The sequence below is a fragment of the Flexibacter flexilis DSM 6793 genome, from assembly GCF_900112255.1.
Classification (GTDB): Bacteria; Bacteroidota; Bacteroidia; order Cytophagales; family Flexibacteraceae; genus Flexibacter; species Flexibacter flexilis.
Window position 1 is genome coordinate 51,472 of the sequence record NZ_FOLE01000006.1, and the last position, 25,973, is coordinate 77,444.

At 41.3% G+C, this 25,973-nt stretch carries 19 protein-coding genes; 13 read left to right on the forward strand and 6 right to left on the reverse strand.

All coding sequences use genetic code 11. From position 1 onward, the window contains the following. Positions 1 to 151 precede the first annotated feature (151 nt). On the reverse strand, positions 152 to 2,209 hold the full coding sequence (locus BM090_RS10595) for a M13 family metallopeptidase (protein ID WP_091512229.1): 2,058 nt from the start codon (positions 2,207 to 2,209) through the stop codon (positions 152 to 154). Positions 2,210 to 2,507: 298 nt separating this feature from the next. Between BM090_RS10595 and BM090_RS10600 the strand changes: the two genes are divergently transcribed. The 3 genes from BM090_RS10600 to BM090_RS10610 are packed head-to-tail and all read left to right on the forward strand — an operon-like array spanning position 2,508 to position 3,818. Then, positions 2,508 to 2,927 (forward strand): SRPBCC family protein, encoded by a 420-nt coding sequence (locus BM090_RS10600; RefSeq protein ID WP_091512849.1) that lies wholly within the window; start codon positions 2,508 to 2,510, stop codon positions 2,925 to 2,927. Then, entirely contained in the window at positions 2,924 to 3,367 is a 444-nt protein-coding gene (locus BM090_RS10605) for an EVE domain-containing protein (protein WP_091512233.1), read from the forward strand. Before BM090_RS10600 ends, BM090_RS10605 begins: the two co-directional genes overlap by 4 nt. Next, the gene (locus BM090_RS10610) at positions 3,360 to 3,818 is read left to right on the forward strand and encodes a MarR family winged helix-turn-helix transcriptional regulator (protein ID WP_091512236.1); all 459 of its coding nucleotides are present in this window, start codon (positions 3,360 to 3,362) and stop codon (positions 3,816 to 3,818) included. Before BM090_RS10605 ends, BM090_RS10610 begins: the two co-directional genes overlap by 8 nt. 118 nt (positions 3,819 to 3,936) lie before the next feature. Here the strand turns inward: BM090_RS10610 and rpoB are convergent, their stop codons facing one another. After that, positions 3,937 to 7,809, reverse strand: coding sequence for a DNA-directed RNA polymerase subunit beta (gene rpoB / locus BM090_RS10615; RefSeq protein ID WP_091512240.1), 3,873 nt, complete (start codon positions 7,807 to 7,809; stop codon positions 3,937 to 3,939). A gap of 247 nt (positions 7,810 to 8,056) precedes the next feature. Between rpoB and BM090_RS10620 the strand changes: the two genes are divergently transcribed. After that, the gene (locus BM090_RS10620) at positions 8,057 to 8,635 is read left to right on the forward strand and encodes a hypothetical protein (protein WP_091512244.1); all 579 of its coding nucleotides are present in this window, start codon (positions 8,057 to 8,059) and stop codon (positions 8,633 to 8,635) included. Between the two features lie 75 nt (positions 8,636 to 8,710). Here the strand turns inward: BM090_RS10620 and BM090_RS10625 are convergent, their stop codons facing one another. Together BM090_RS10625 and BM090_RS10630 are read right to left on the reverse strand one after the other, a co-directional pair. After that, positions 8,711 to 9,790, reverse strand: coding sequence for an LptF/LptG family permease (locus BM090_RS10625; RefSeq protein WP_091512247.1), 1,080 nt, complete (start codon positions 9,788 to 9,790; stop codon positions 8,711 to 8,713). Positions 9,791 to 9,850: 60 nt separating this feature from the next. Continuing rightward, positions 9,851 to 10,606 carry a hypothetical protein gene (locus BM090_RS10630; protein ID WP_143083945.1) on the reverse strand — a complete coding sequence of 252 codons (756 nt, stop codon included), beginning with the start codon at positions 10,604 to 10,606 and terminating at the stop codon, positions 9,851 to 9,853. 199 nt (positions 10,607 to 10,805) lie between these two features. On the opposite strand from BM090_RS10630, the gene BM090_RS10635 reads away from it, so the two are divergent. The 9 genes from BM090_RS10635 (at position 10,806) to BM090_RS10675 (ending at position 24,911) form a co-directional block, all read left to right on the forward strand. Beyond that, on the forward strand, positions 10,806 to 11,210 hold the full coding sequence (locus BM090_RS10635) for an OsmC family protein (protein ID WP_091512254.1): 405 nt from the start codon (positions 10,806 to 10,808) through the stop codon (positions 11,208 to 11,210). Between the two features lie 41 nt (positions 11,211 to 11,251). Then, entirely contained in the window at positions 11,252 to 12,664 is a 1,413-nt protein-coding gene (locus BM090_RS10640) for an APC family permease (protein ID WP_221405381.1), read from the forward strand. A 213-nt stretch (positions 12,665 to 12,877) separates the two neighbouring features. Beyond that, positions 12,878 to 15,133, forward strand: coding sequence for a S46 family peptidase (locus tag BM090_RS10645; protein ID WP_091512257.1), 2,256 nt, complete (start codon positions 12,878 to 12,880; stop codon positions 15,131 to 15,133). Positions 15,134 to 15,259: 126 nt separating this feature from the next. Beyond that, complete coding sequence (locus BM090_RS10650; RefSeq protein ID WP_091512260.1) at positions 15,260 to 16,369, forward strand: complex I subunit 1/NuoH family protein; 1,110 nt, start codon at positions 15,260 to 15,262, stop codon at positions 16,367 to 16,369. Positions 16,370 to 16,741: 372 nt separating this feature from the next. Next, entirely contained in the window at positions 16,742 to 21,685 is a 4,944-nt protein-coding gene (locus BM090_RS10655; protein ID WP_091512263.1) for a T9SS type A sorting domain-containing protein, read from the forward strand. Between the two features lie 154 nt (positions 21,686 to 21,839). Next, entirely contained in the window at positions 21,840 to 22,352 is a 513-nt protein-coding gene (locus tag BM090_RS10660; RefSeq protein ID WP_091512265.1) for an SPOR domain-containing protein, read from the forward strand. 75 nt (positions 22,353 to 22,427) lie between these two features. Then, positions 22,428 to 23,180, forward strand: a complete 753-nt coding sequence (locus BM090_RS10665) for a DUF6089 family protein (RefSeq protein ID WP_091512269.1) — start codon at positions 22,428 to 22,430, stop codon at positions 23,178 to 23,180. A 43-nt stretch (positions 23,181 to 23,223) separates the two neighbouring features. Further along, positions 23,224 to 24,258: a glycosyltransferase family 9 protein gene (locus BM090_RS10670; protein ID WP_091512273.1), complete on the forward strand. Its 1,035-nt coding sequence runs from the start codon at positions 23,224 to 23,226 to the stop codon at positions 24,256 to 24,258. Next, positions 24,255 to 24,911, forward strand: coding sequence for a 3-hydroxyacyl-CoA dehydrogenase family protein (locus BM090_RS10675; RefSeq protein ID WP_091512276.1), 657 nt, complete (start codon positions 24,255 to 24,257; stop codon positions 24,909 to 24,911). The genes BM090_RS10670 and BM090_RS10675 overlap by 4 nt, the downstream gene beginning before the upstream one ends. Here the strand turns inward: BM090_RS10675 and BM090_RS10680 are convergent. Next, entirely contained in the window at positions 24,903 to 25,253 is a 351-nt protein-coding gene (locus tag BM090_RS10680) for an Hpt domain-containing protein (RefSeq protein ID WP_091512279.1), read from the reverse strand. The two genes, BM090_RS10675 and BM090_RS10680, sit on opposite strands and share 9 nt — an antisense overlap. A gap of 163 nt (positions 25,254 to 25,416) precedes the next feature. Continuing rightward, a complete protein-coding gene (locus BM090_RS10685; RefSeq protein WP_091512282.1) occupies positions 25,417 to 25,965 on the reverse strand; it encodes a GtrA family protein in 549 nt (182 codons plus the stop codon). Between the last annotated feature and the right edge of the window lie 8 nt (positions 25,966 to 25,973).

The following is a 25,973-nucleotide window of genomic DNA, read 5'->3' on the forward strand; positions in this document are numbered from 1 at the left end:
TCATTGTGTGTAAGTCTATGATTAAGAAAAACAACAATCTTATTTGTGGCAAAATCACAGATTGAATAGGAGGAGGGCGGGAGCAGAATAAAAACGGGGTTCGGTACAATCAAGCACCGAACCCCGTTTTATTTATCTAAAAACCAGCCAATTACCAAATAACGGCGCGGTCTTTTTCTGGCTTAAACATGGCATCGCCTTCTTTTACGCCGAAAGCATCATAAAACTGCTTCATGTTCGACAACGGCCCCAACACACGGAATTTGCCTGGTGAGTGTGGGTCGGTGCGTACCTGTTGGCTCAAATATTCTGGTGTTGCATTGTTTGCCCACACCTGCGCGAAACCAATAAAGAAACGTTGTTCAGGCGTGAAACCGTCTATCTTTTTGTGTTCTTTACCTTTCAAAGAAAGTTGGTAAGCTTCATAAGCAACCGTAAGGCCACACAAATCGGCAATGTTTTCGCCCAAAGTCAATTCGCCGTTTACGTGCAAGCTATCCGATATTTTGAAGTCGTTAAATTGTTTTACCAAAATAGCTGTTTTTGCTTTAAACTTCTCGTTGTCAGACTTATTCCACCAGTTTTTCAAGTTGCCGTCTTTGTCGAATTGGCTACCTTGGTCGTCAAAACCGTGCGAAAGTTCGTGACCAATTACCGCCCCGATAGCACCGTAGTTGGTTGCGTCGTCGGCTTGTGGGTCGAAGAATGGCGGTTGCATGATGGCCGCAGGGAACACGATTTCGTTCAACAACGGATTGTAATACGCGTTTACGGTTTGCGGTGTCATGCCCCATTCGGTGCGGTCGATAGGCTTGCCCCATTTCGCTACTTGGAACTCATGCTCTTTGTAAGCAGTGTTCAGGTAGTTGCCCCAATACGCATCAGGTTTGATTTGCAAATCCGAATAATCGCGCCATTTGTCTGGGTAGCCCAGTTTGCGCGTAAACGAAGCCAATTTTTCTTGTGCTTTGACTTTGGTCGAATCGCTCATCCAATCCAATTTCTCGATACGCACTTTGAAAGCTGCCGTCAGGTTGTCCACCAACTCATTTACGCGTTTTTTAGACTCTGGCGTAAAGGCGCGTTTCACGTATTCTTGCGCTACCAACTCGCCAATTTGGTGGTTCGCTGAGCTGATAACACGCTTCCAACGTGGTTTCATTTCTTTTGTACCCGAAAGAACGGTTTCATAGAAATAGAAATTTTGCTTTTCTAAAGCTGCCGTAAGTTTGTTGGCTGCGCCGTCGAGCAAATGCCATTTCAAGTACGTTTGCAAATCAGCCACAGGAACGGTTTTCACGGCTTTGTTCAAATGCTCCATGAAAAGCGGCTGCGCTACTACGATTTCTTGCAAATTTTTCAATCCCAAACCATTGAAATATGCATCCCAATTCAGATTTGGGGTGCTTTTCTTAAAGTCTGCGAAAGTTTTTTTGTTGTATTGTTTTTCGATGTCGCGCAATTCTACCGCACCCATCGACACTTTGGCCAATTCTGTTTCAAACGCTAAAACGGTTTTGGCGTTGGCTTCTGCGGTTTTGGCATCTGTACCCGCCAACTCAAACATTTTGGCGATGTGCTTCACGTATTCAGCGCGGTATTTTTTGGATTCAGAATCTTGGTTAAGATAATAATCCTTTTCGGGTAAGCCCAAACCGCCCTGACCGATGTAGGTAATGTAACGGTCGCTTTGTTTTACGTCTTGCTCCACATACGCGCCCCAAAGTCCGCCGATGCCGTGCGAGTGCGCAAAGGCCAACCAATTCATCACGTCGTCTGGCGTTTTGATGGCCGCGATTTGGTCAAGTTGTGGCTGTATTGGGCTAATGCCTAATTTTTCGCGCAAAGTTGTGTCCATAGACGCTTTGTAGAAATCGCCTACTTTTTGCGTAACCGAACCAGCCGCCGCGTTTTTGTCGGCTGCCGCTTCTTCAAGGATAGAACGCAAAAGCGTTTTGTTCGATTCATCGATGGCGTGGAAACTCGTCCAGCTACTTTCGGTGCTTGGTACAGGATTGTTTTTTACCCAACCGCCGTTGGCAAACGTATAAAAATCGGTACGAGGCGAAACAGTCGTGTCCATGTTGGCCAGCGCAACGCCTTTGGTAGTGGCTGCGGTTTCCTCTTTTTTCTCCGAAGGGCTACAAGCCGCCATGGCGAAGGCCAATGCCGCTACCCAAATTTTGTAATTAGTTGTGCTATGATTCATTTATGAAATGAAAAGGGTTTTGTTGTTATTTTGAATAGACTATTCGATAATAGTTTGCAAAATAATGAAAAACCCACACAGCAAAATATTATTTGGCCATTAGCGGCAAAAAAAGGGTATAAGCGGCATTTTTCATGGGAAATTGGTTTTTCTGTAATCGCCTGTTGCACAAAGTATTGTATTTTATTTAATAAGAATATTTAAAATATGTGTACTTATTATTTGAATATAATAAGTACACATAATATATTTGTATATATAATAAGTGATAAAACAAAAAAAACAAACAACTAAAATTATGTGGACAAAATCGTATAGCACCGTAACGAACGCCGTAACAAAAGAACAAATTTGGAAATTGTTTGCCGACGTGGACAACTGGCACACATGGGACGAAGGCGTAGAATTTGCCAAACTTCATGGCCAATTTCAGGAAGGAACTTTCTTTACTTTGAAACCAAAAGGAGGCCCGAAAGTAAAAATTGAGTTGGTGCAGGTAGAAGAAAATAAAGTTTTTATGGATTTGACGCGTTTCCCGTTGGCCAAAATGTACGGAGAGCACACGTTTGAAGATACGCCCGAAGGCCTGAAAATCACGATTACGATGCGTGTGGAAGGTTTGCTCAAAGCCTTATGGATAAAATTAGTGGCGCAAGATATTGTGAATAACTTGCCGAAAGATGTTGAAAATCAGACAAAAGCAGCCAGTAAATTATGATTTCTACCGAAAAACAAAACCCTAAATATTGGGTAGCCGTCGTGTCGCAAGAACACACGATGCGCGGCGTGGCAGGCGGTTTTATGCAAGTCTGTCATGGCAAAAAATCCCCTTTGCAACGAATGCGCGAAGGGGATTGGCTTTTGGTTTATTCGCCCAAAATACAAATGGAAGGCGACGAAAAATGCCAAGCCTTTACGGCCATCGGGCAAGCCGCCGACGGCGCAGTTTATCAGTTCCAAATGTCGGAAGACTTTATTCCGTTTCGCAGAAATATTCGCTTTGAGCCATGCCAACAAGTAGCCATTGCGCCACTGATTGCGGAGCTGGATTTTATTCAAAACAAAAAATCGTGGGGTTATCCGTTCCGTTTTGGTTTCTTTGAGATTTCGGAGAAAGACTTTACTTTTATTGCCTCAAAAATGTTAGAAAATGAGTAATTCCGACAATACATTTAGCTTTGAAGAGGCAGAAGATAGCGCAGGTTTTTTGCTTTGGCAAGTAACGAATCTGTGGCAAAGAGAAATTCGCAAAGCTTTAGAGCCGCACCAACTCACGCATTCGCAATTTGTGCTAATGGCCAGCATTCATTGGCTTACGCTTCACAATCAAGAAGTTACGCAAGTTGTTTTGTCCAATAACACCAAAATTGACCCGATGACGACTTCCACTGTTTTGCGCACGCTACAAACGAAAGGTTTGGTAGAACGTCACGAACACAGCACCGACACACGTGCCAAAGTGGTTCGGCTGACGGCGCAAGGCACAGCAATCGTAAAAGAGGCTGTGGTTACGGTCGAAAATTTTGATAGAACATTTTTCGCTTCGTTGGGCGTGGACGCGCAATTTTTTAATCAAAAACTAAAAACATTGCTCAAATTTGAATCCTAAAACAAGCGTTTTTTGATTGAGGTAAAAAATCAATATTACAATTCCGTAAAAATGCAGAAACCCAAGCAATTGCTTGGGTTTCTGCGTATTATGAACAGTTTTGATTTGTTCTGTGTGATTAGTCCATCGTAATTTCGAGAGCCAAACCGCGTAATTCGTGAACCAATACGTTGAATGATTCTGGAATGTTTGGTTTCGGCATATTCTCGCCTTTAACGATAGCTTCGTAGGCTTTGGCACGGCCTACTACGTCATCGGACTTCACAGTCAAGATTTCTTGGAGGATATGCGACGCGCCGAATGCTTCCAACGCCCACACTTCCATTTCCCCGAAACGCTGACCACCGAACTGCGCTTTACCACCCAACGGTTGTTGTGTAATAAGCGAGTATGGCCCGATAGAACGCGCGTGCATCTTGTCGTCCACCAAGTGGCCCAGTTTCAGCATGTAAATTACACCTACTGTAACTGGTTGGTCGAAACGTTCGCCAGACAAACCATCGAACAAATAAGTACGTCCGAATGCAGGCAAGCCAGCTTCGTTGAGTTCGGCCACTACTTGTTCTTCCGTTGCACCATCAAAAATTGGTGTAGCGTATTTGCGACCTAATCTCAAACCTGCCCAACCTAACACGGTTTCGTAAATTTGTCCCAAGTTCATACGTGAAGGTACACCCAGAGGGTTCAACACGATGTCCATTGGCGTTCCGTCTTCCAAGAATGGCATATCTTCGTCACGTACAATACGGGCAACAACCCCTTTGTTACCGTGGCGACCCGCCATCTTATCACCCACTTTAAGTTTACGTTTCTTAGCGATGTAAACTTTAGCCATTTTCACAATACCTGCTGGTAACTCATCACCTACTTCCAACGTGAAACGGTCGCGTTTGAAGCGGCCAGTAATCTCGTTACGTTTCTTGTTGTAGTTTTTCACAAGTTCCGTAACCATTCCATTGATGCGGGCATCGTCTGTCCAGTTGTCCAATACCACGTCCGAAATAAGGTTTACTTCTTCAGGTACGTTGTAAGAACTTTCGTCGCGATAGCGGCTTGTTTCTGGGAACAAGTTTTCGGAAATATTACGACGGTTGAATTTCACGCCTTTAGAAATCAACTCATCACCGAATTTATGTTTTACACCTTGACTTGTTTTGCCGTCGAGCAATGTTGCGAGTTTGTCTATCGCCACGTTGCGCACTACGGTCAAGTCTTTGCTGTATTTATTTTTCAAACGCTCTACTTCTTGTTTCGATTTAGAACGTAAGTCTTTGTCTTTTTTCGGACGCGAGAAAAGTTTGGTATCAATTACCACACCTTTAAGCGATGGCGGTGCCTTCATCGAAGCATCTTTCACATCGCCAGCTTTGTCGCCGAAGATGGCACGCAATAGTTTTTCTTCTGGTGTTGGGTCGGTTTCACCTTTAGGCGTTACTTTACCAATCAGAATATCACCTTCGCGAACATCAGCACCTACGCGGATAATACCGTTTTCGTCGAGATGTTTTACAGCTTCCTCGCTTACGTTCGGGATTTCAGAAGTAAGTTCTTCTTCGCCGCGTTTGGTATCACGCACTTCCAATTCAAACTCTTCGATGTGAATAGACGTGAAAATATCGTCGCGTACAACACGCTCAGAAATCACAATCGCATCTTCGAAGTTGTACCCTTGCCAAGGCATGAACGCCACTTGCAAGTTACGGCCAAGAGCTAACTCGCCGTTGTTGGTTGCGTAACCTTCGCAAAGTGGTTCGCCTTTTACCACACGTTGTCCTTTACGTACGATTGGGCGCAAGTTGATACAAGTGTCTTGGTTGGTACGGCGGAACTTGATAAGGTTGTATGTTCTTAATTCGTTATCAAAATCAACCAATAATTGGTCGTCTGTAAGGTCATAACGAACCACGATTTTGTTGGCATCTACATAATCAATTACACCATCTTCTTCGGCAGCTACCAAAGTACGAGAGTCCATTGCTACACGGTGTTCCAAACCAGTACCTACGATTGGAGCTTGAGGGCGCAAAAGTGGTACGGCTTGGCGTTGCATGTTCGAACCCATCAACGCACGGTTGGCATCATCATGTTCCAAGAAAGGAATCAAAGAAGCAGCCACCGAAACGATTTGGTTTGGCGCAACGTCCATGTATTTAAGTTCTGTTGGCTCAGCCAATGGGAAGTCGCCTTCGTAACGAGATTTAACTCTTTCTACCAAGAACTTACCAGTCTCGTCGAATGGCGCGTTAGATTGAGCGATATAGTAACCGTCTTCTTCTTCAGCAGTCAAATAAACAACATCTTGAGCTACTTTTACTTTACCTTCTTCTACCGTGCGGTAAGGCGTTTCGATAAAGCCCATGCTATTTACTTTGGCGTGTACGCAAAGCGAAGAAATAAGACCGATGTTTGGCCCTTCTGGCGTTTCGATAGTACACAGACGACCGTAGTGCGTATAGTGAACGTCACGAACCTCAAAACCTGCACGTTCGCGAGACAGACCGCCTGGCCCAAGAGCTGACAAGCGACGTTTGTGCGTAATCTCTGCCAATGGGTTGGTTTGGTCCATGAATTGCGAAAGCTGGTTTGTACCAAAGAATGAGTTAATTACCGACGAAAGCGTACGGGCATTAATCAAATCTACTGGTTTGAAGTCTTCGTTGTCGCGAACGTTCATACGTTCTTTGATAGTACGCGCCATACGCGCCAAACCTACACCAAAGTTGGCGTAAAGTTGTTCGCCTACGGTACGCACACGACGGTTGCTCAAGTGGTCAATATCATCGACGATTGCTTTTGAGTTAATAAGCCCGATGAGATATTTAACGATGCTCACGATGTCTTCTTCCGTAAGAACACGTGTGTCCATACTGATAGAAAGATTGAGTTTTTTGTTGATACGGTAACGACCCACATCACCCAAATCGTAGCGTTTTTCACTGAAGAACAAGCTGTGAATACTGTCACGAGCGGTTTGTTCGTCTGGAGCATCCGAGCCGCGCAATTGCTTATAGATGTATTCTGCCGCTTCTTTCGTTGAGTTTGTACTATCTTTGTTGAGCGTACTATAAACGATGTCGTATTCGTTGGTGTTGGCCTCGTCGCGGTGAAGAATCACAGATTTTGCACCCGAATCCAAGATTACTTGAATATCTTCTTCGTTGATGATAGAATCACGTTCCATCACTACGGTGTTACGTTCCAACGATACTACTTCGCCAGTATCTTCATCCACGAAGTCTTCCATCCACGACTTAAGTACGCGGGCGGCTAACTTGCGGCCAACTGATTTTTTAAGATTTGCTTTTGTAGCAGCTACTTCTTCCGACAACCCGAACAAGTCAAGAATGTCTTTATCCGTACCAAAACCGATTGCACGTAACAAGGTAGTTACAGGCAATTTTTTCTTACGGTCAATGTAAGCGTGCATTACGTTGTTTACGTCGGTGGCAAATTCTATCCAAGAGCCTTTGAATGGAATGATACGCGCCGAGTAAAGTTTCGTACCGTTTGTATGTTTGCTTTGCGCAAAAAACACACCCGGCGAACGGTGCAACTGCGATACAATCACACGTTCCGCACCATTAATAACGAAAGAGCCACGAGGTGTCATGTATGGGATATTTCCCAAGAAAACCTCTTGCTCAATGGTTTGGAAATCTTCGTTGTCTGTATCATTGCACTCCAAACGCAACTTAGCTTTCAATGGCACAGAGTAAGTAAGGCCGCGGTCAATACATTCATCAACTGAATATTTTGGCGGATCTACTAAGTAGTCAATGAATTCAAGTTTGAAGTTCTCACGGGAATCTGTGATAGGAAAGTTCTCCTCGAAAACTTTGTAGAGTCCTTCTTTTGTACGATTTTCGGCTGGTGTTTCCAACTGAAAAAAGTCCATAAAGGACTGCAACTGAACATCTAAAAAGTCTGGGTATTCCAACGCCGACTTTACTGATGCGAAACTTCTTCTGTCAGTTTTATTTTTCGTAGCCAAGGCTCTTTGACATTTAAGTTGAAATTATAAAAGGACGCAAATATAATAGTTTTTTGCAAGAAAAGATTTAATATTTCAAAAAAAATGTTAAATGCTCCTCGCGAGACGTATTATGCACAATGTTAAGTTGATTACTTTTTATTTAAAGCAAGATAAATCCTAAAATTTTAAGTAAATACCTAAAAATCAATTCGTATCTTTGTTACTCGTAACAGTTTATTAACCGTCATCGAAATCTTTTGTGTGTATGTCTTATCGCTATGTGAAATGTATATTGTGTGGCTTATTGGCCTTTTTGCCGATGTCCGTGCTATTTGCTCAAAATGCTTCGGATACCATCTATGTGGCAGAGCAAGACTCCATATTGCATGAGGAAGTGGCGTTGTCGCGTTGGTATAAGGGTGGAAACCTGACCGTAAGAGTCGGAGACCCTACTTATATAGATGTATCACCACTGTTGGGTTATCGGTTTTCTGCCAAGCTTTCGGCTGGTGTAGGCCTGACCTATATGTATTACAGTCAAGGTACTGGGGCAAAAAAGGAAACTAGTAGCGTGCTGGGCGGCAGGCTTTTTTCGCGCTATTATTTTATGCAAACGCTTTTTGGTCATGCTGAATATGAAACGCTCCGCAGCCCTTATTATAATGAGTCGCAGCAAACTTATCGCTATAAATGGGTGGGTGCGCCAATGCTTGGGCTTGGCTATTCGCTGCCTGTTAGTGATGGAGCGGCCATAACTTTTGTGGGACTTTATAACCTCAACTTCAAACCAACTTATTCGCCTTATAATAGTTCTTTTGTAGTGCGTGCAGGTTTTGTTTTTTAGTGTATTAAAATAGCTCAAGCCTTACAGGCTTTGAAATCCCATAAGGCTTGAAGTATATTTTTAGGCCAAGATATGTTAGCGCGGCACAGTTTTGTAAAGAAATACGCCAATAAGTGAGAACACAATATTGGGCAACCAAGTAGCCAAAAGCGGGTCTATTGAGCCAGTTTGGGCAATACTGCGGCTCATAATAAAGAAAATGATGTAGATAAATGCCAGCAAAAAGCCCAATGCAATTTGTAGCCCAGCACCTTCGCGGGTTTTTCGTGCTGAGAGGATTACACCTATCATCGTCAGGATAATGATGGCAAATGGGTAAGTGAAGCGAATATATTTTTCGATAATATAAATCTCCAAATCGTCTGCTCCTCTGCTTTTGGCTTCGGCGATATAGTCGTTAAGCTCTGGGTTGGTAAAAGTCTCGTACAAATGGTGTTGGCTTTCAAAGTCTTTGGGATAAAGATTTAAAACCGTATCCATTTTTGCCACCGCCCCAACGTGTTCTTTGCCTTTCGTGTCCCAGAAACGAATATCGCAGTTTTCCAAACGCCAAGATTTGGTCGAATCTTGCCAAATGATTTTTTCAGCTTTTACTTTCTTGAGCAGTTGGCGATTCTTGATATTTTCGATGGTAAACTGATAACCAGTGTGTATGGTGTTATTGTAGCTTTCCATGTACACAAAGGTTTCTGGGCCAATTTTGATGTGTACGTTGCGGCCATTAAAATAAAATTTATTTTTAATGTATTGAACCTCAAAAGCTACGCGGGTTTTGTTGGCATTAGGAATAACCCAGCCCGTCAGGAAAAACGTAATAACAGCCACCAATGCCGAACCCATAATATAGGGTACTAACATTCGGACGAAGCTCACGCCACTGCTCAAAATCGCGATAATTTCGGTACGTGCCGCCATGCGAGCGGTTACGAAGACGGTGGCTATAAAAATCGTAATTGGGCTAATCATGTTAGCCAAATACGGGATATAATTCAGATAATAATCAAAAAGAATGGCGTGTAGGCCAGGTTGTGTCTTGATAAAATCGTCATTTTTTTCGGTAAAATCAATGACACAAATCACGGCACAAAGCAAAAGCACCACAAACAAAAAAGTTACTAAGAACTTTTTGATAATAAACTTATCTAATATTTTCATTGATATAAAAAGAATACCCACCGCTTAGGGGGCGGCAATTTAGCGAAAATCTTCACAAATTTATTCGCTGCGTTTGATACCATAATACCAAGTCAGATAAGCCGACGTAAAAACGTTTTTGTTTTGCGAAGGCATAATCACGATGTCTTTGGGGAAAACTTCGGCCAAAACTCCGGCTTCAATCCCAATCACGCTATTGTTAAAACGCCCAAATTCAAAACTAAGGCCAGCTTTGAGATGCGCCCCTGCTTTAACTTGGATGTCGCTTAGCCCGTCCGTAAAAGAACCTGTACCTTGTATTTTGCTTTGGTCGCTGTACAAATTTGGGTCGTAAGGCACGCTTACGGTGTTGGTTATGTTATTCGGATTTTCTGACCATAGAATATAATACGGTTTGGTCAGGCCTAAAGACAGGCCGCCAGCTACAATCGCATTTAAGTGTACGCCTTGTTCGGGTGCTTTGCGGAACAATATGTATTCGCGGCCATATTGCGGACGCACTACAAATAAGTAATTGATTTTGTTATAAATATAGGAGTTGCCTGTGGCGCGACTCACGTATCGAATTTCTTTGGGGTGCTTTACTTTCACAATTTCCAAAGCATAACATCTATAGACGTTTTCTTTCTTTCCTTGCTTGCTGTATTTGAGGTAGCCGCCACCAATAAGTCCTGCATTGGTATTGAAATTGATGCCGTAGTCAAACTCTGTTTTGTAGTCAAACTCGTCATCTTTGTCTTTTTTTTGGGCAAAAGCACTTGTCAATGAGCTGATTAACAAAATGATAATGCCACAAGCTAGCCTACTGTTTTTCATTTTTTTTGACATGAGCAAATGTAATTTGTACTTATTGGTTAGATTAGGATAGTCATTTTTTATCTTTGAATAAAGGCGCATTTGTTTGGTATCTCAAACGAATTTAGTGAAAGTACTCGCTTATTTTTAGCAAAAAATCTTTTACCTTACGCCCTCATTCCTACGAAATCAGAACTACAACGTAAATATAGCATAAAAAATGCCAACAATACACGCAAAATACTTGGGCGGCTTGCGCACGGAAGCTAAACACTTACAATCTGGAAATGTTATTATTACCGACGCTCCTACCGACAACAACGGCAAAGGAGAAGCATTTTCGCCCACAGATTTGGTTTGTGCCGCTTTAGCCAATTGCATGATGACTTTGATGGGGATTGCGGCCAATCGCGACAATATCGCCTTAGAAGGAACTGAATACGAAATTACTAAATTTATGCAGGCAGACCCACGTAAAATTGCTAAAATCGAAATCATATTTCGTTTTCCTGCGCTTAATCTAACAGAACGTCAGCAAACTATCTTGCGCAATACGGCCAAAACGTGCCCTGTCGCTTTGACTTTGAGCGAAGATGTCATTGTAGATACTAAATTTTTGTTCTAAGAAATTAAGAGCCAATAGTCATTGATTGGGAGATGCCGCCTATGAAAAAAGATTACGAATTGCATACATCTGGACTGGTGCGTCGCTTGGGATTATTCTCGGCGGTGATGCTCGTGGTCAGTGCCATGATTGGCTCTGGCGTTTTTAAGAAAGTAGCTCCGATGTCTGCGGATTTGCACGCGCCGTATTGGGTGTTATTGGCTTGGGGAATTGCGGGTGTGATTAGTTTGTTTGGTGCGCTGACCAATGCAGAAGTAGCGGGTATTATCGCCGAACCAGGCGGACAATACGCGTATTTCCGACAAATGTACGGGCGAATGTTTTCGTTTTTGTATGGCTGGACGAGTTTTGCCGTGATTCAATCGGCTACGATTGCTTCAGTGGCTTACGTTTTTGCCGAATCCGTCAATACGCTTTATACACTGCCAACTTTGCCCGAATCTTGGACGCAAATCTCCCTACTTGGTTTGCAGCCCTTTGATAATTTTGGTGTAAAACTCACGGCAATTGCATTGATAACACTACTTACAACACTGAATTACAGGGGTGTAGAATATGGCAGTAGCGTTGGTAATATATTTTCGTCGGCGGTGGTGGTGTGTATTTTCTGCATTATTTTTCTGGGTTTGTTTTGGAGTAATGGCAGCGTAGAAAATATTCGGACTGTATCCACTACACGGCCACCATTAGAAAGCATGAGCCTTTTCGGGGCAATGTTTACGGCCATGATGAGTGCTTTTTGGGCGTACGAAGGCTGGAACAACTTGGGTTTTATGGGTGGAGAAATCAAAAACCCGCATCGTAATATTCCGTTAGGACTGATGTTTGGTGTTGGTTTCGTGATGCTCGTGTACGTGTGCATTAATTTTACATACTTGTATGTGTTGCCGATAGACAAACTCATAGAGGTACACGAACAACAAAACACCATTGCGGCTATTGCCGTCGTGAAAGAATTTATGGGACAAGGTGGCGTACTATTTATTACGGGTTTGATCTTGATGGCTACGTTTGGCAGCACTAACAATACGATTATGTCCGCGGCACGCATTTATTTTGCGATGGCCAAAGACAAGCTATTTTTTGAACGTGCCGCCGTTTGCCACGATACTTATCGCACACCCAGCAATGCGCTGATTATGCAGGCCGTATGGGCGACAGTGCTTGTCATTTCGGGAACTTTCGACCAACTAACCGATATGCTTATTTTTGCTTCGTTCTTATTTTATGGAGCGGGTGCGTATGGCGTTTTTGTGTTGCGCAAAAAATTTAAGGAAGTGCCACGCCCTTACAAAGCTTTTGGTTATCCGTATATTCCAGCTTTGTTTATTGTATTTTGCGTTACGTTGGTGGTGGTTTCGCTCTTCGAACGCCCCAAAGAATGTGGCGTTGGACTGTTGCTAATATTGGCTGGATTGCCGTTTTATTGGTGGTGGAAAAAAGACCATAAGTAATTAATTATTGCTGAAAACATAGTTTATATCTAAATCCTTGCTGCAAAACGGCAAGGATTTTTTTGTTTAAATATAACATTGCTTGGAGGCTTTCAGACGACGACCCAAATAATCAGCCGCCCATCTGGTTGCCCAACCTTTTATCTGGATAAAAAAGCCCTCTTTTTATTTTTTCCGTACTTTTGGCCGCACATAATTTTAACCCTATTATTTATGTTTACATTTAACAAACAATTTTTGATGGGTGCTGTTGCGGCTATTTCATTGAGTTTTAGTGCGATAGCGAGCAAACCCGTTCCTACACCAGACGAAGGTATGTGGCTTCCTCTCCATATCAAACGCCTTAATCACGCGGATATGAAGAAAGCAGGCCTTAAACTTTCTGCCGAAGAACTTTACAGTATCAATAATTCCAGCCTGAAAGACGCTATCGTTTCTTTGGGTGGCTTCTGTACAGGCGAAATTATTTCTAAAGAAGGTTTGATGCTCACCAATCACCACTGCGGCTATGACGCGATCCAGACGCACAGCAGCGTGGAGCACGATTATTTGACCGATGGTTTTTGGGCAATGAAACGCGAAGACGAACTTCCGAACAAAGGCCTGACGGCTGCGTTTTTGGTGCGCATGGAAGACGTAACCGCAAAAGTATTGGCAGCCGTAAACGACGGAATGTCTGAGCCTGAGCGCGCCAAGAAAATTGCGGAAGTAATGAAGCAAATCAAAGAAGAAGCCGAAAAAGGAACACACTACAACGCAAACGTAAAAGCGTTTTTTGATGGCAACGAATATTATTTGTTCGTTTACGAGACGTTCCGAGATGTACGCTTAGTAGGTGCGCCGCCTTCGTCTATCGGCAAATTTGGTGGCGATACAGACAATTGGATGTGGCCACGTCATACGGGCGATTTCTCGATGTTCCGTGTGTACATGGGCAAAGATGGCAAGCCAGCCGATTATTCTAAAGACAACGTACCACTTACGCCACGTCATTATTTGCCAGTGTCGTTGAGCGGCGTGAAAGAAGGCGATTTCTCAATGATTTTTGGTTACCCAGGTCGCACAAATCGTTACCTTACTTCGTTTGGCGTGAAACAAGCCTTGGATTTGGTGAACCCTAACCGCGTGAAAATCAGAGGTCGTAAATTGGATATTATGAAAGAAGACATGGACGCTTCGGACGCAGTTCGTATCCAATACGCTTCTAAATACGCTTCTATCAGCAACTACTGGAAATATTTTATTGGCCAATCGCAAGGGCTAAAACGCCTTAAAGTTGCTGACAAAAAAGCGGCGGAAGAAGCAGCTTTCACGGCTTGGGTAAACAAAGACGAAGCACGCAAAGCCAAATACGGCCAAGCTCTCGCCGACATTGCAAAGGCTTTTGAAGATGCCAACAAATACAAAATGTCGGAAGTGTACATGCAAGAAGCCGCGATGGCTGCTGAAGTAAACGGTTTGGCTATGAGCACAAAACCATTGGTTGACGCATTGGCCGCTACGCCGCGCAAAGACGAAGCCGTAAAAGCTGCTAAAGAAGAAATCGAAGCAGGTTTGGACGAGCTTTTCAAAGATTTTAACTTAGGTACAGACAAGAAACTTTTTGCAGAAATGTTGAAAATGTTTTACCAAAACGTACCAGCCGACCAGCAACCAGCCGCTTTAAAAACAATTGCAGATAAGTATAACAAAGATTTCTCGAAATTCGCGGACTACGTTTATACCAAATCTCGCTTTACATCTAAAGACAAAGTAAAAGCGTTGCTTGCCTTCAATAGCGCGGACAGTATCACAAAAGATCCTGTTTACCAGCTTATTACTTCCGTAGTGGACAACTATCGCGGAAACATCGTGCCTGCGTTGCGTGCGGCTAGTGCCGTAGTCGAACGCGGAAACCGTTTGTATGTAGGCGGCACGATGGAAATGGAAAAAGATACACGCAAATTCTATCCGAACGCTAACTCTACCATGCGTATGACTTACGGTAATGTGTTGGCTTACGTGCCTCGCGATGCGGTTTCTTACAAATATTTCACGACCATCGACGGCATCATGGAAAAAGAAGACAATACCAACGATGAGTTTGTAGTACCTGCGCGTTTGCGTGAGCTTTACGAGAAAAAAGACTACGGCCAATATGCCGAAAATGGTGTGTTGAAAGTTGGTTTTATTTCTAACAATGACATTACGGGCGGCAACTCTGGTAGCCCTGTGATTAACGCCAAAGGCGAACTAATCGGTTGTGCTTTTGATGGCAACTGGGAAGCAATGAGCGGAGATATTGCTTTCGAACCAGCATTGCAACGTACAATCAGCGTGGACATTCGTTACATTTTGTTTATCATCGACAAATACGCGGGAGCTACGCACCTTATCAAAGAAATGACTTTGGTACGCGATACGCCAGCGAAAGCTGCAGCACCGAAAAAGGCCGCTGCGCCAGCTAAGAAAGCTGCTGCTAAAAAGTAATTAACGGCTAGTCTTTTTAGTTAAAATAACATAGCGTATAAATCACATTTAACTTTTATGAGTTTTGTGTGGTTTATACGCTATTTTTGTGCCATTCAATTTTTCATCTAACGAATAAACAGCGTAATGTTATACCTCATCGGATACCTTTTGGGTTTGCTTTTGTGCGTGCTAATTGTTTTTTATGCCGAACGTAAATTAGCGGCGTTCATGCAAGACCGCTTAGGGCCGATGGAAGTAGGATATTACGGTGTTTTACAGGCTTTTGCAGATTTACTAAAACTTTTGCAGAAAGAAGATTTGATGCCCATAGGAGCAGATGCCAAGCTGTATCGTATGGCACCACTTATTATTTTTATCGTCATTTTCGCGGGCTTTTCTGTGGTGCCAGTTGCGCCAGACTGGCAGCCTGTGCAGTTGCCGACAGGTGTGTTTTTTCTGCTTTCAATTGTATCGGCAGATGTGATTGGTATAATGCTTTCGGGTTGGAGTTCTAATAATAAGTACTCCATGATTGGGGCGATGCGTGCTATTTCTCAAATAATATCTTACGAAATACCTGTGGGACTTAGTGTGCTGGCGGTTACGATGTTTTCGCAAACACTTGATTTACAGGAGATTTGTTACCAACAAGGTATTTGGATAAATCATTTTTCTTCCATACAAAATATAGAAAAATGTAATTATTTATTTGGAGTAAAATCGTTAGGTTTCGATGTAACGCAAATTGGCGGTTTTTTGACTTGGAATATCGTAAGAATGCCATTTTTTGTCGTGTTATTAGTGATTTATTACATAGCTACCTTAGCCGAGTGTAATCGTGCGCCATTTGACTTGCCCGAAGGCGAATCAGAGTTGGTAGGTGGTTTTCACACAGAGTATTCTGGGTTTCGTTGGGCGGTGTTTTTCTTGGCCGAATACGCTATGATGATACTAGTCTCGGCGGTAGGCGTGATTTTATTTTTGGGTGGTTGGAATACTCCTTTGCCCAATTTAGGCGAAAATATACCTTTGGCCTATATGACCAGCGGCGCACCTACAACGCTTGCAGGAATTATATGGGGTTTATTTTGGTTCATTTCCAAAACGTTACTTTGGGCGTTTTCGCAAATATGGGTTCGTTGGACGTACCCACGTTTGCGTACAGATCAATTGATGTTTTTGTGCTGGAAAGTACTGACACCAGCAGGTCTCGTACTGGTAGTAATTACTGGTATATGGCGATTATTAATGTAGATTGTCAAAAAAATAACGTATTCGTAAAAATATATTTCTTTAATATATTGTATATTCGCTGCCAGAAAGACGTTTGAATTCCTATTAAAATGGTATCCTCGACGAAATTTATATCGCATAGAACATATCTTTTGCCGAGAAAAAACTTACACTGACCTAATCTCTTGTAAGAAATCTTATGTTTTACTACTTTTATATCCGAATTAAGTAGTAACGCATTTGAATCCAATCTCACAACTATCAAAGGTCGCTCAAACCAAAGAAGGATTTGTTTCTTTTGACATCTGTATTTATTATGCTATCCATATATTATCACCATTTATTTGCCTCTAAATAATATTAAAATAACAATAATCTTCTGCTAGGAAAGTCATGAAACGATTGCTTATTCTTTTTGTATCACTGTTTTGTTTGAATTATAGTTACGCACAGCTTACACTTAAGTGGGTTGGGACTAATACGACCACGAAAAGTGGCAATTGGAATGACCGTTTTTCGTGGCGGCGTTTTTCTGGCGGTGTACTAGGAACGGATTATCAAATTTCGGGAACTGACACAATTCCGCTACAGTCTCCTCGTACAGTTGATAACGTATATTTTCTTGATGCCAATATTGCCGCAGCAACTAACACTGTCATTACTTTAGACCAAAACTCGGTGTGCAGGGATATGTATTGGGACGATACGCTTAGCCTTACCAAAACTCCGAAACTTACTGGTGTTGCGACTTATACACTGAATGTGTATGGTGGAATGTCTTTACGTCCTAATATTATTTGGGATGTAAATGGTATTTTGACATTTGCGGCAGCTTCGGCGGGCACTTATAATATTAAATTTACAGGGCAGATTCTTAAAAATGAGATTAACTTTAATGGTGGAGCTTCTGCCGAATGGGTATTCCAAGATTCGTTGCGTACCAGCATCTCAAGTAATACGTTAGGCCGTATTCGTTTAAGTAAAGGGATTCTTAATACTAATGGGCAAAAAGTAACTGCTTATATGTTTTATTCGAACAATAGCGAAACAAGCCGTAAGCTAAAGTTAGGCAGTTCATTAGTGGTATTGTATGGTACTGCCAACTTTGCGCCTGCTGCCACTTCTAGTGCAGAAACTAACTCACAACCTTGGTTTTCTAACTTTACTGTTGTAACGCAGTTGGAGGCAGGGACTTCTGAAATACGGATGATGAGCGTAACGGGAGGTTTTACTAATGTGGGAGTAGCTAGTTTTAATTTTGTGAATTTTGTAAATACCGCTGGCACGGCCAATGTGAATGCTCGTTTTTCTACTTCTGCGGGTACTGTGGTCAAAAAATTAGCAATTGCCCCCAATTCAGCTGGAGCAGAAATTTCCTCTATTATCGCTTATAGAATCAATAAATTAATAATCTATGGTAACCGTAATTATATGATTGCGGGCAATATTTTTATAGACACTATTCAGGTAATTGCTTCTTGTGGCTATGCGTATGTAAGTAGTACTTCTGCTAATACACAAAGAACTATTACGACAGGTACAAGCAATGTTACGATTGATAAAATAGCACTTAGAGATATAAAATTTGCCAGAACAAATGCTACCAATATTTATAATATTACTAATTATGTGGATTTGGGTGGAAATAATTGGCCTACAGGGGCTAACATGAATGTAACAACAGTTACTCCACGCACAATGTATTGGGTTGGAGGAAATGGAGATTGGGAATCTAGGGCACATTGGTCTTATACTTCTGGCGGAGCTAGTATAGGAGCGGATTGTATTCCCTCTATGGCCGATAACGTGATTTTTGATGCCAACAGTAGTAGCCCATTAGGGGTAGCCTTTACAGCACTATTAAACACCCCAACATCAGGCGACTCTTATCAATGTAACTCACTTACTTGGTCTGGAGCCAATGCTGCTGCTAAAATGCAGATAGATAACAACTTACATATTTTTGGGAACTGCGTATTACAAAACGCTAATACGATCAGTGCGTATTCGTCAAGTACCACAAGAGATGTATTCTTTTATGGACTAAATAGCAGTATTACGACCAATGGGGCAACTTTTTCGCGTACCATCACATTTATGCCAAAGTCAAATTATCGATTAAATGATAATTTTAGGGTATATAATCAATTTGGTTTGGCGGGTGCGGATTCCTTGAAAACATCAGGTATTACCATATACGCTCAAAACCTTTTTACTACGGCCTCAAATGTCCGTTGGAAAATGAATAATACAACTATTAATTTGTCAAGTACTGGGCCATATTCACAATATGCTGTTCCTAACTACATCCAGACAGGAACAAATGTAATGAACCTAACGGCTACATCAGGGACAATTACAATGTACACCAGTGACAGAATGACCGTTGTAACTCCGCCACTGGTACAACAAGGAGCTAATACTACTTTGGCAGTTGAGAATAGAGCTGGAGGATTTAGGGTATTAGGAAATTTGACATTGAATGGCCATGCGAGCTTACAAGGAGGAACAGGTTTGTCCGTATTTGTGGATTCTGTGCGAGTGCTCGGCAATCTTATAATGGCTTCTGGTAAGAATTATCTATTGCCAAGTGGTATGATGACGACGGCTTCTACTACACCTCGTTGGTTAAGAGTGGGCGGAATATTTACCGCAAAAAGTACTTGCGATGCAAGCCCAATCAATATTTCGGCTGTAAATGGTAACCAAATAGACGTTACAGCAGGGGCAACAGACGTTGCTTATACTATTTTATCTGGACTAAAAGGCCAAACGACGGGTAGTTATGTGGCTGTAAACTCCATCAATTCTGGCGGAAATGACAATTGGGTATTCTCTACATCTGCTCCTAAAACGTATTATTGGCGTAAGAAAAAAGGCTCGATAGCTACTTATGTAGGTAATTGGAGCGATAGAGGTTTTTGGGCGGATAGTCGTTCTAAACTACAAGGCGATAGTTTATGCATTCCAAGTGCTTTTGATAATGTGGTATTTGATAGCCTTTCATGGAGTGGAGCAAGTAAAAATGTAACCATTGATGCGACAGCTGCTTGTGCTAATTTTATAGTTAATCCAAGTTCATCGAATAATATTATTGGTAATCAAAATTTAATAATCTCTGGCTCGTTGCTTTTACCAAGTTCGGGGGCTTTTACTATCAATGGCTACTCTGGCCAAATGACGTTTACGGCCAATAATAGCCAAGTAATAGATCCAGGCAATAAAGCAATTAGTTGTGTAATGGCTTTAGATGGCGACGGCGGTACATGGACTTTGGCTAATAACTTAAGTGGGTCTGGTACTACATTCAGGGTTAATAAAGGCTCATTCAATAGCAACAACAAAACAATGACTTTGTCCTCTTTTGCTTCGACTAGTGGCTTTACGCGTAGCATTGCTTTAGGCCAATCTTTGGTAACATTAAGTAGCAGTCTGGATTTTGGCAGTACAACAACTACGTCTCTGACCTTTTCACAGAGCAGTAGCAAAGGTAAAATCATATTCAATAGTGCTACTGGAGGTTCATTCCGAGGGGGGTATAAAATTTTTAATATCATCGAATTTTCTTCGCCAACTACGACTACCGCAAGTCTTGGTTATTATACCGCAGATAGTGTATTGTTAAGAGGAAACAATGCAATTTATGGAAATAATACTTATAACTATTTAGAATTATTCCCTGGCAAAACGTATGATTTACAAGCTACCTCTACTCAAGCGATTAGCAGCCCAAATGGTAAGTTGATTGCAACAGGTTTGGCGGGTTCGTTTATTACATTAGAAAGCACCGCCAACGGCTCAAAGGCTCGTATCACTAAAACGAGCGGCCCTAACCTTTGTTTTGACTATATTCGTGTACAGGATGTTACAGCGGCAGGCGTTAGTTTTGTAACGGGTGGAAATAGTGATAATGTGAGTAACAGTGCCAATGGTCAGTGGTTTTTTAATCGTACGACTTATCTTGCACCTACAGTATCAGCTGGTCCTGACCAATCTATATGTGTGGGAGCATTTGCGCCACTGAATTTTGATGCGTTAGGCTCTGGCCCGTATATGATTTCTGTTAGTGGTTCGGATGGTACTTTTTACATTGTAGATTTGCCTGATGGTGAAGGCCCTAAAACCTATATGGTAAATCCTTCTACCACAACTACTTATACCATAACTTCCGTAAAGTCATACAACTGCGAGACGCTAGTAAATGGCTCGACTGGTGCTGATGCTACCCAAACATTGTTTGTGCGCCCAGCCGCTCCGTTGGCTACGAATAGCCTTACAGGTTCTTGTTACTTTGAAAATAACGATGCAATGGCTACAATTGGCTCTGACATTAGTTATTTACCGATTATGGGATTAAATGACTATTCGGGTGCAGGTGATGTGGATGCTTTAGGCAATACTAGTGCAACCGTATATATTGCTCCAACGGTTCAGAGTTTTTATACTTATAAAATTTTGCAACGCTATTTTAAGGTAAGTCCGACTGTAAATGGCCCAGCAAAGGTTCGTGTGTATTTTACGCAAACAGAACTAAATTCTCTTGCTTCGGCCATGGGACAAAGCGTAACGGTGGCAGACATTAACCTAACACGTATTCCTGATGCCAACGTTTCGGTAGATGGGGTAGGCACACCAAATATTAGCAGTGTTTCTGGAGCTTCATTCCATACACAAATTGCCTCTGGTGTGATTCCTGCTGGTATTACAACTACTTCTAACGTTTATTACGCCGACTTCTTAGTACCAGGCTTTAGCTATTTGTTCTTGCACGCAGGCAGTAGCGTACTTCCCGTATCGCTCAATAATTTTAAAGCGAAATTGCAATCTGATAAAACGGTAAATGTAACTTGGCAAACCTATTCGGAGCGCAATTCTGATTATTTTGTAATCGAACGTTCTTCGGACAGAAAGCATTTTGAAGACATTGGGCAAGTAAAAGCCGCCTATTTCAGCGACCAAAAATTAAATTATAATTTTGTTGATTTCGCCCCGCTAGAAGGTACTTCTTACTATCGTTTGCGTATGATGGATGTGGATGGCACACACACTTATTCTCCAATTGAGGTAGTGAAACAGACGCTAACAAAAGCGCAAATCACTGCTCAGTTGTACCCAAATCCAACACAAACAGGCCGATTTGCGGTACATTATGTAGGAGAGAGTGCGATTGTAAAAGTGCAGATACAAAATGCACAAGGTAAGGAAATCGTTGTAACAGATGCTACTTATAGTCAAGATATCGAGCTAAATGTAGCAGGCCATGCCAAGGGCGTTTATTTTGTAGTCCTACATTTTGAAGACGGACATACACAAATGCAGAAAATTCTTTATCAGTAGAAATTAAAATTATACAAAAGAAAAGCCGTTTTTATTCTTAAAAGCGGCTTTTCTTTTTTTGTAATATTTGTGTTATGAAATATAATTTCTCGTTACCTTTGCTGCTTCTAATCAAAAAATATTGAGATTATTAATTAGCTAATTGTTTGCAGTCATGAATACAAGAATACGTGTTTATTTTTATGTTTTTTTGATGGGATTGTTCTTGATTGTGGGCTGTAAAGCTGGAAATAATACGGTTACGAACAAAAAAAACACCAATACTAGTGTTTCCTCTACTTGGAGACCGCGTTTTGTTCCAGAAACTGCGGCGAATGCTTCGGCATCGTCAAGTGCTTCCGAAATTCCTGCCACTAATTCTATTAACCTACAAATCAATACTTTATTAGATAGTATTGCTTATTATAATAAATTTATAGATAAAGCAATGGGCTATCGGGTAATTGTTTATTCGGGCATTAATCGCGAAGATGCTAACAAAGTAAAGGAGAAGATCTATAAGCGTTTTCCTGATATAGATGTTTATACCACCTACAAACAGCCGAGCTTTAAAGTAAAAGTAGGCGATTTCTTTACGCGTTTGGAAGCGCAAAAAATGTATAATCAATTGCGTAATAATTTTCCGAATGTGTTAGTGATCGAAGACGAAATTATTATTCATCGTTAATATTTTGAGCGTCTGTGCTGATGCCTGCGTGCATTGCGGAATACAACTTTAAATTATACAACTTTCGTTAGATTGATGAACGTGAATTTTAATAAAAAAATAGCCGTACTTGCATTGCTGTTGGGGATTATTTTCTTGGCAGATACTCAGGTTTTTGCCAAACGCAAGTGGCGTTATTTTCGTCCCTATACGCGGCCTACCTTTAGTAATTGGGCATATGATGTAGGGCTAGGAACTTCAATGTATTCGGGAGAATTAAGTGGATTTACTGGCTTTGGAGACCAGAGTTTTGGACTTAATCCATTGGTCAATGTCAATGGTTATTATCACCTTACCGAATATATTAGTGCTAGGCTAGGGGTAGGGTATTTTAAACTCAATGCCAAAGACGGAGACGTATCTTTTTATTCGCATAACGGACAGGCTAACTTCTCTTTGGTACATTATTTTTTGCCCAAAGGAGATGTGCCTTATCAGGATTATAAACTAAATCCTTATGTTACTGCAGGAGTAGGTTTTATGTATTTTGAGCCTCGCGACCAAAAAACAAAAGAGAAGTTACGTTTGCTGCCTCAACCCGTAGGCCAAAAAAAAATTACTAATACTTCCGTATTCATTCCTGTTTCTGTTGGATTTAATACATATCTTTTCGACAATATTAGTGCAGGTGCAGAAGCTACTTATCATTTAACGCAGACAGATTTTTTAGACGGAATCTCTGATCCTAAGAATAAAGGAGGAAATGATAGTTTTGTATCCTTTCGGTTAAAAGTAAATGTAGAAATCACCTCTTTCTTCAAATACAAAAGTTATTTGAGAAATAAATAAAAGCCTTTTGCCAAATATCATCAGTATAAGACTCTCATTATCATTGAAACAACTATCCACCATTGTAATTAGCCAAACAGGAACACTTTTAGAAGTATTCTTCACACTCCCGTTGGTGTATGTGATGCGCCAACACAAAGAAAATCAATGTAAAATTGTGTTTGTGGCTAATGAGCAAGCACGCCCTTTGGTGCAGGCCTGCGAGTGGATAGATTTTTTTTTGAGTAAAGAAATGGTATTGGCAGACCCCACACTTTTGCAACAATACAAAGCGCAAATATTTATTTCGGCCAACAATGATGTTTCGGTTGCGAAGCTGGCCAAAAAAGTACAGATTCCTGTGCGTGTAGGGGATAGAAATTACTGGCGTAATTGGTTTAATGCCAATAAGTTGGTTAATATTAGTGTGCTGAAAGGAAAGCTTGTGCGCCACCAAATGCAACGCATTGTTGCTTTGGCTAAAGTGTTTAAAACGAACGTTTATTTTTCTGCTGAGATGCTTAATGGCATAACAGGTCTAAGCAAAATTTCATTACCCTCGCCAGAAATTGCCAATAAAATTGACCCCCAAAAATTTAATTTGGTTTTGCAACTATCCAATCCTATTGCAAACTTACAATGGCCTTTGGCTAAATTTGAATCGCTTTGCAAATGCCTTGATAATAAGGCGTTTAATGTTATTATTATTGCAGAAAAACAATACGAATTGTCTCAGTTCCCTTCTTATATTCATAATCTGACAGGGCGTTTGGATTTGGCGGACACGATGACGCTCCTCGCTGCTGCCGATGGGATCGTAGCCACCAATACGATTGAGCTGCAAATAGTTTCTGCCTTGCAAAAAAAAGCACTAGGATTGTATAATAATGCGTACCCTTATACGCCGACCAATCAAAAGCCTGCGGGCAATAAGGCTTCAGTATTGGTAGAGAAAAAACATTGTACAAAATGTCAGAATGGAGCTACTTGTCAATGCTTACAAACCTTATCAGAACAAAAAGTATTGGCTATTATTCAAAAATGGCCGCAATCGCTACACAATAAATTTAATACACCAATTTCCTCTAATACACCATGAAAATCCTAGTTGTTGCCTCTACACATTATCAACAGTTATTTAACCAAAAATTCCCTAATCTGACTGTATTTACCACACCAAGCCCTCATTTTTTTACAGGTAACTGGCAAGAAATTAACCTCATTTTTGATTTTGAAACCAATGATTTAGAGCAAAATCTACGCTTTTACAATCAGTACGTACACCTCAATGTTTTGATAAACAGCCCATTAAAACAGTTGGCTAGCATAGCTCCTCACCCAACACATTTTGCGTTGGGTGGATTTAATGGTTTGCCTGCTTTTTGGGAAAATTCGGTAATGGAATTATCGGTTATGCGCGATACAGACAAAGAAATTTTGGATAAAACACTATCGCATTTTACAAAAGATTATGCATGGGTTACCGATCGCGTAGGCATGGTTACACCGCGTGTCATTGCCATGATTATCAATGAGGCTTATTATACGCTTCAGGAAGGTACGGCTTCGCGTCAGGACATAGATACGGGTATGAAGTTAGGCACAAACTACCCTTATGGCCCTTTTGAGTGGGCTAAAAAGATTGGTTTGGATCATGTTTACCAAATTTTGGAAGCTGCCTATCAGGATACACACGATGAGCGGTATCGCATTTGCCCTTTGCTCAAAACAGAAATGCTATTGTTACAATAACCCTTGTATTTCGGTTTGGGCTAAAGCAAATTGCTGTTCTAGATTTTTGATAAGTATTTGTATATGAGGGATTTCTATCTTGTCGACTTGCTTGCAATAACATTCAATTTCTGCGGCAGCTTCAGCCATGTGTTCTGCACCCATAAATTTGGACGAAGACTTTAATTTATGCCCCATTTTCCAAATAGTATCCCATTGGTGCGCCGCTAAAGCATCCGTAATAATCTGAATGTCTTGAGGGCTGTTGCTTACAAAAGTCTCCAGCAGGTCGCGTACAAACTCCTCGTCTCCGCCCGAGATGTCTTGCAAATAATTGAGATTAATGTATTGAGTATTAGCCATTTTTATGTTTATTAGTAGTGCGAGTTTCTATTACAAAAATACATCATTTCATCATAATAAAATATATACTTACCGAAAACTGTTACTTACAAGCCCATTTTATAGTAGAAGTTATGTTATAGACATCAAATACCACTGCTATAACATAACTTTTGTAATTAAATTATGCTTTCTTGCTAATATATTGGGTTTTGGCTGCAACTATTTTGTCCCAATAGCCAGTTGTGCGGAAGGTGAATAATTTATGACCAAAGAAATTAGCAAAAAAACCAACGCAAGTTCCTGACAAATGTGAGGCTAATTCTCGGTTAATTGCTTTAAGATGAAATGTATTGGCGATAAGATCTGAAGCTAATTGATGTTGTTCTGGATTTGCCAAAAAATACCAGTTAAATACACGTAGTGCAATCAGCGAACCTGCCAGCGTTACAAGCATTGCTACGACAGAAACCATCGTAAACTTTATCATTTCGCGCCAAATATTGCCGTTTTCTTGGGCTTTAAAGACAAATAATTTTGACAATACGAAGCCTACAATCATACCTGTAAAATAGGCTAACACGACACTTACACCAAAATCAATGCCTAATGTCTCCCGATAAAAAACGCGAGAACCAACATTGGTGGCAAAGCCAATAATGGCCATAATCAGGTATAAAACAAAATGCTTAAACTCTGGGTGTTTGATAAAGTTTTTTAATTTTTGGAACATGAATATAA

Bases quoted from the DNA above. Each gene is read 5' to 3' on its own strand.
- BM090_RS10675 (WP_091512276.1), top strand. From the start codon at position 24,255: ATGAAAATCCTAGTTGTTGCCTCTACACATTATCAACAGTTATTTAAC.
- BM090_RS10640 (WP_221405381.1), top strand. From the start codon at position 11,252: ATGAAAAAAGATTACGAATTGCATACATCTGGACTGGTGCGTCGCTTG.
- BM090_RS10645 (WP_091512257.1), top strand. From the start codon at position 12,878: ATGTTTACATTTAACAAACAATTTTTGATGGGTGCTGTTGCGGCTATT.
- BM090_RS10660 (WP_091512265.1), top strand. From the start codon at position 21,840: ATGAATACAAGAATACGTGTTTATTTTTATGTTTTTTTGATGGGATTG.
- BM090_RS10650 (WP_091512260.1), top strand. From the start codon at position 15,260: ATGTTATACCTCATCGGATACCTTTTGGGTTTGCTTTTGTGCGTGCTA.
- BM090_RS10635 (WP_091512254.1), top strand. From the start codon at position 10,806: ATGCCAACAATACACGCAAAATACTTGGGCGGCTTGCGCACGGAAGCT.
- BM090_RS10680 (WP_091512279.1), bottom strand. From the start codon at position 25,253: ATGGCTAATACTCAATACATTAATCTCAATTATTTGCAAGACATCTCG.
- BM090_RS10685 (WP_091512282.1), bottom strand. From the start codon at position 25,965: ATGTTCCAAAAATTAAAAAACTTTATCAAACACCCAGAGTTTAAGCAT.
- BM090_RS10600 (WP_091512849.1), top strand. From the start codon at position 2,508: ATGTGGACAAAATCGTATAGCACCGTAACGAACGCCGTAACAAAAGAA.
- BM090_RS10655 (WP_091512263.1), top strand. From the start codon at position 16,742: ATGAAACGATTGCTTATTCTTTTTGTATCACTGTTTTGTTTGAATTAT.
- BM090_RS10595 (WP_091512229.1), bottom strand. From the start codon at position 2,209: ATGAATCATAGCACAACTAATTACAAAATTTGGGTAGCGGCATTGGCC.
- BM090_RS10605 (WP_091512233.1), top strand. From the start codon at position 2,924: ATGATTTCTACCGAAAAACAAAACCCTAAATATTGGGTAGCCGTCGTG.
- BM090_RS10665 (WP_091512269.1), top strand. From the start codon at position 22,428: ATGAACGTGAATTTTAATAAAAAAATAGCCGTACTTGCATTGCTGTTG.
- BM090_RS10620 (WP_091512244.1), top strand. From the start codon at position 8,057: ATGTCTTATCGCTATGTGAAATGTATATTGTGTGGCTTATTGGCCTTT.
- BM090_RS10625 (WP_091512247.1), bottom strand. From the start codon at position 9,790: ATGAAAATATTAGATAAGTTTATTATCAAAAAGTTCTTAGTAACTTTT.
- BM090_RS10630 (WP_143083945.1), bottom strand. From the start codon at position 10,606: ATGAAAAACAGTAGGCTAGCTTGTGGCATTATCATTTTGTTAATCAGC.
- BM090_RS10610 (WP_091512236.1), top strand. From the start codon at position 3,360: ATGAGTAATTCCGACAATACATTTAGCTTTGAAGAGGCAGAAGATAGC.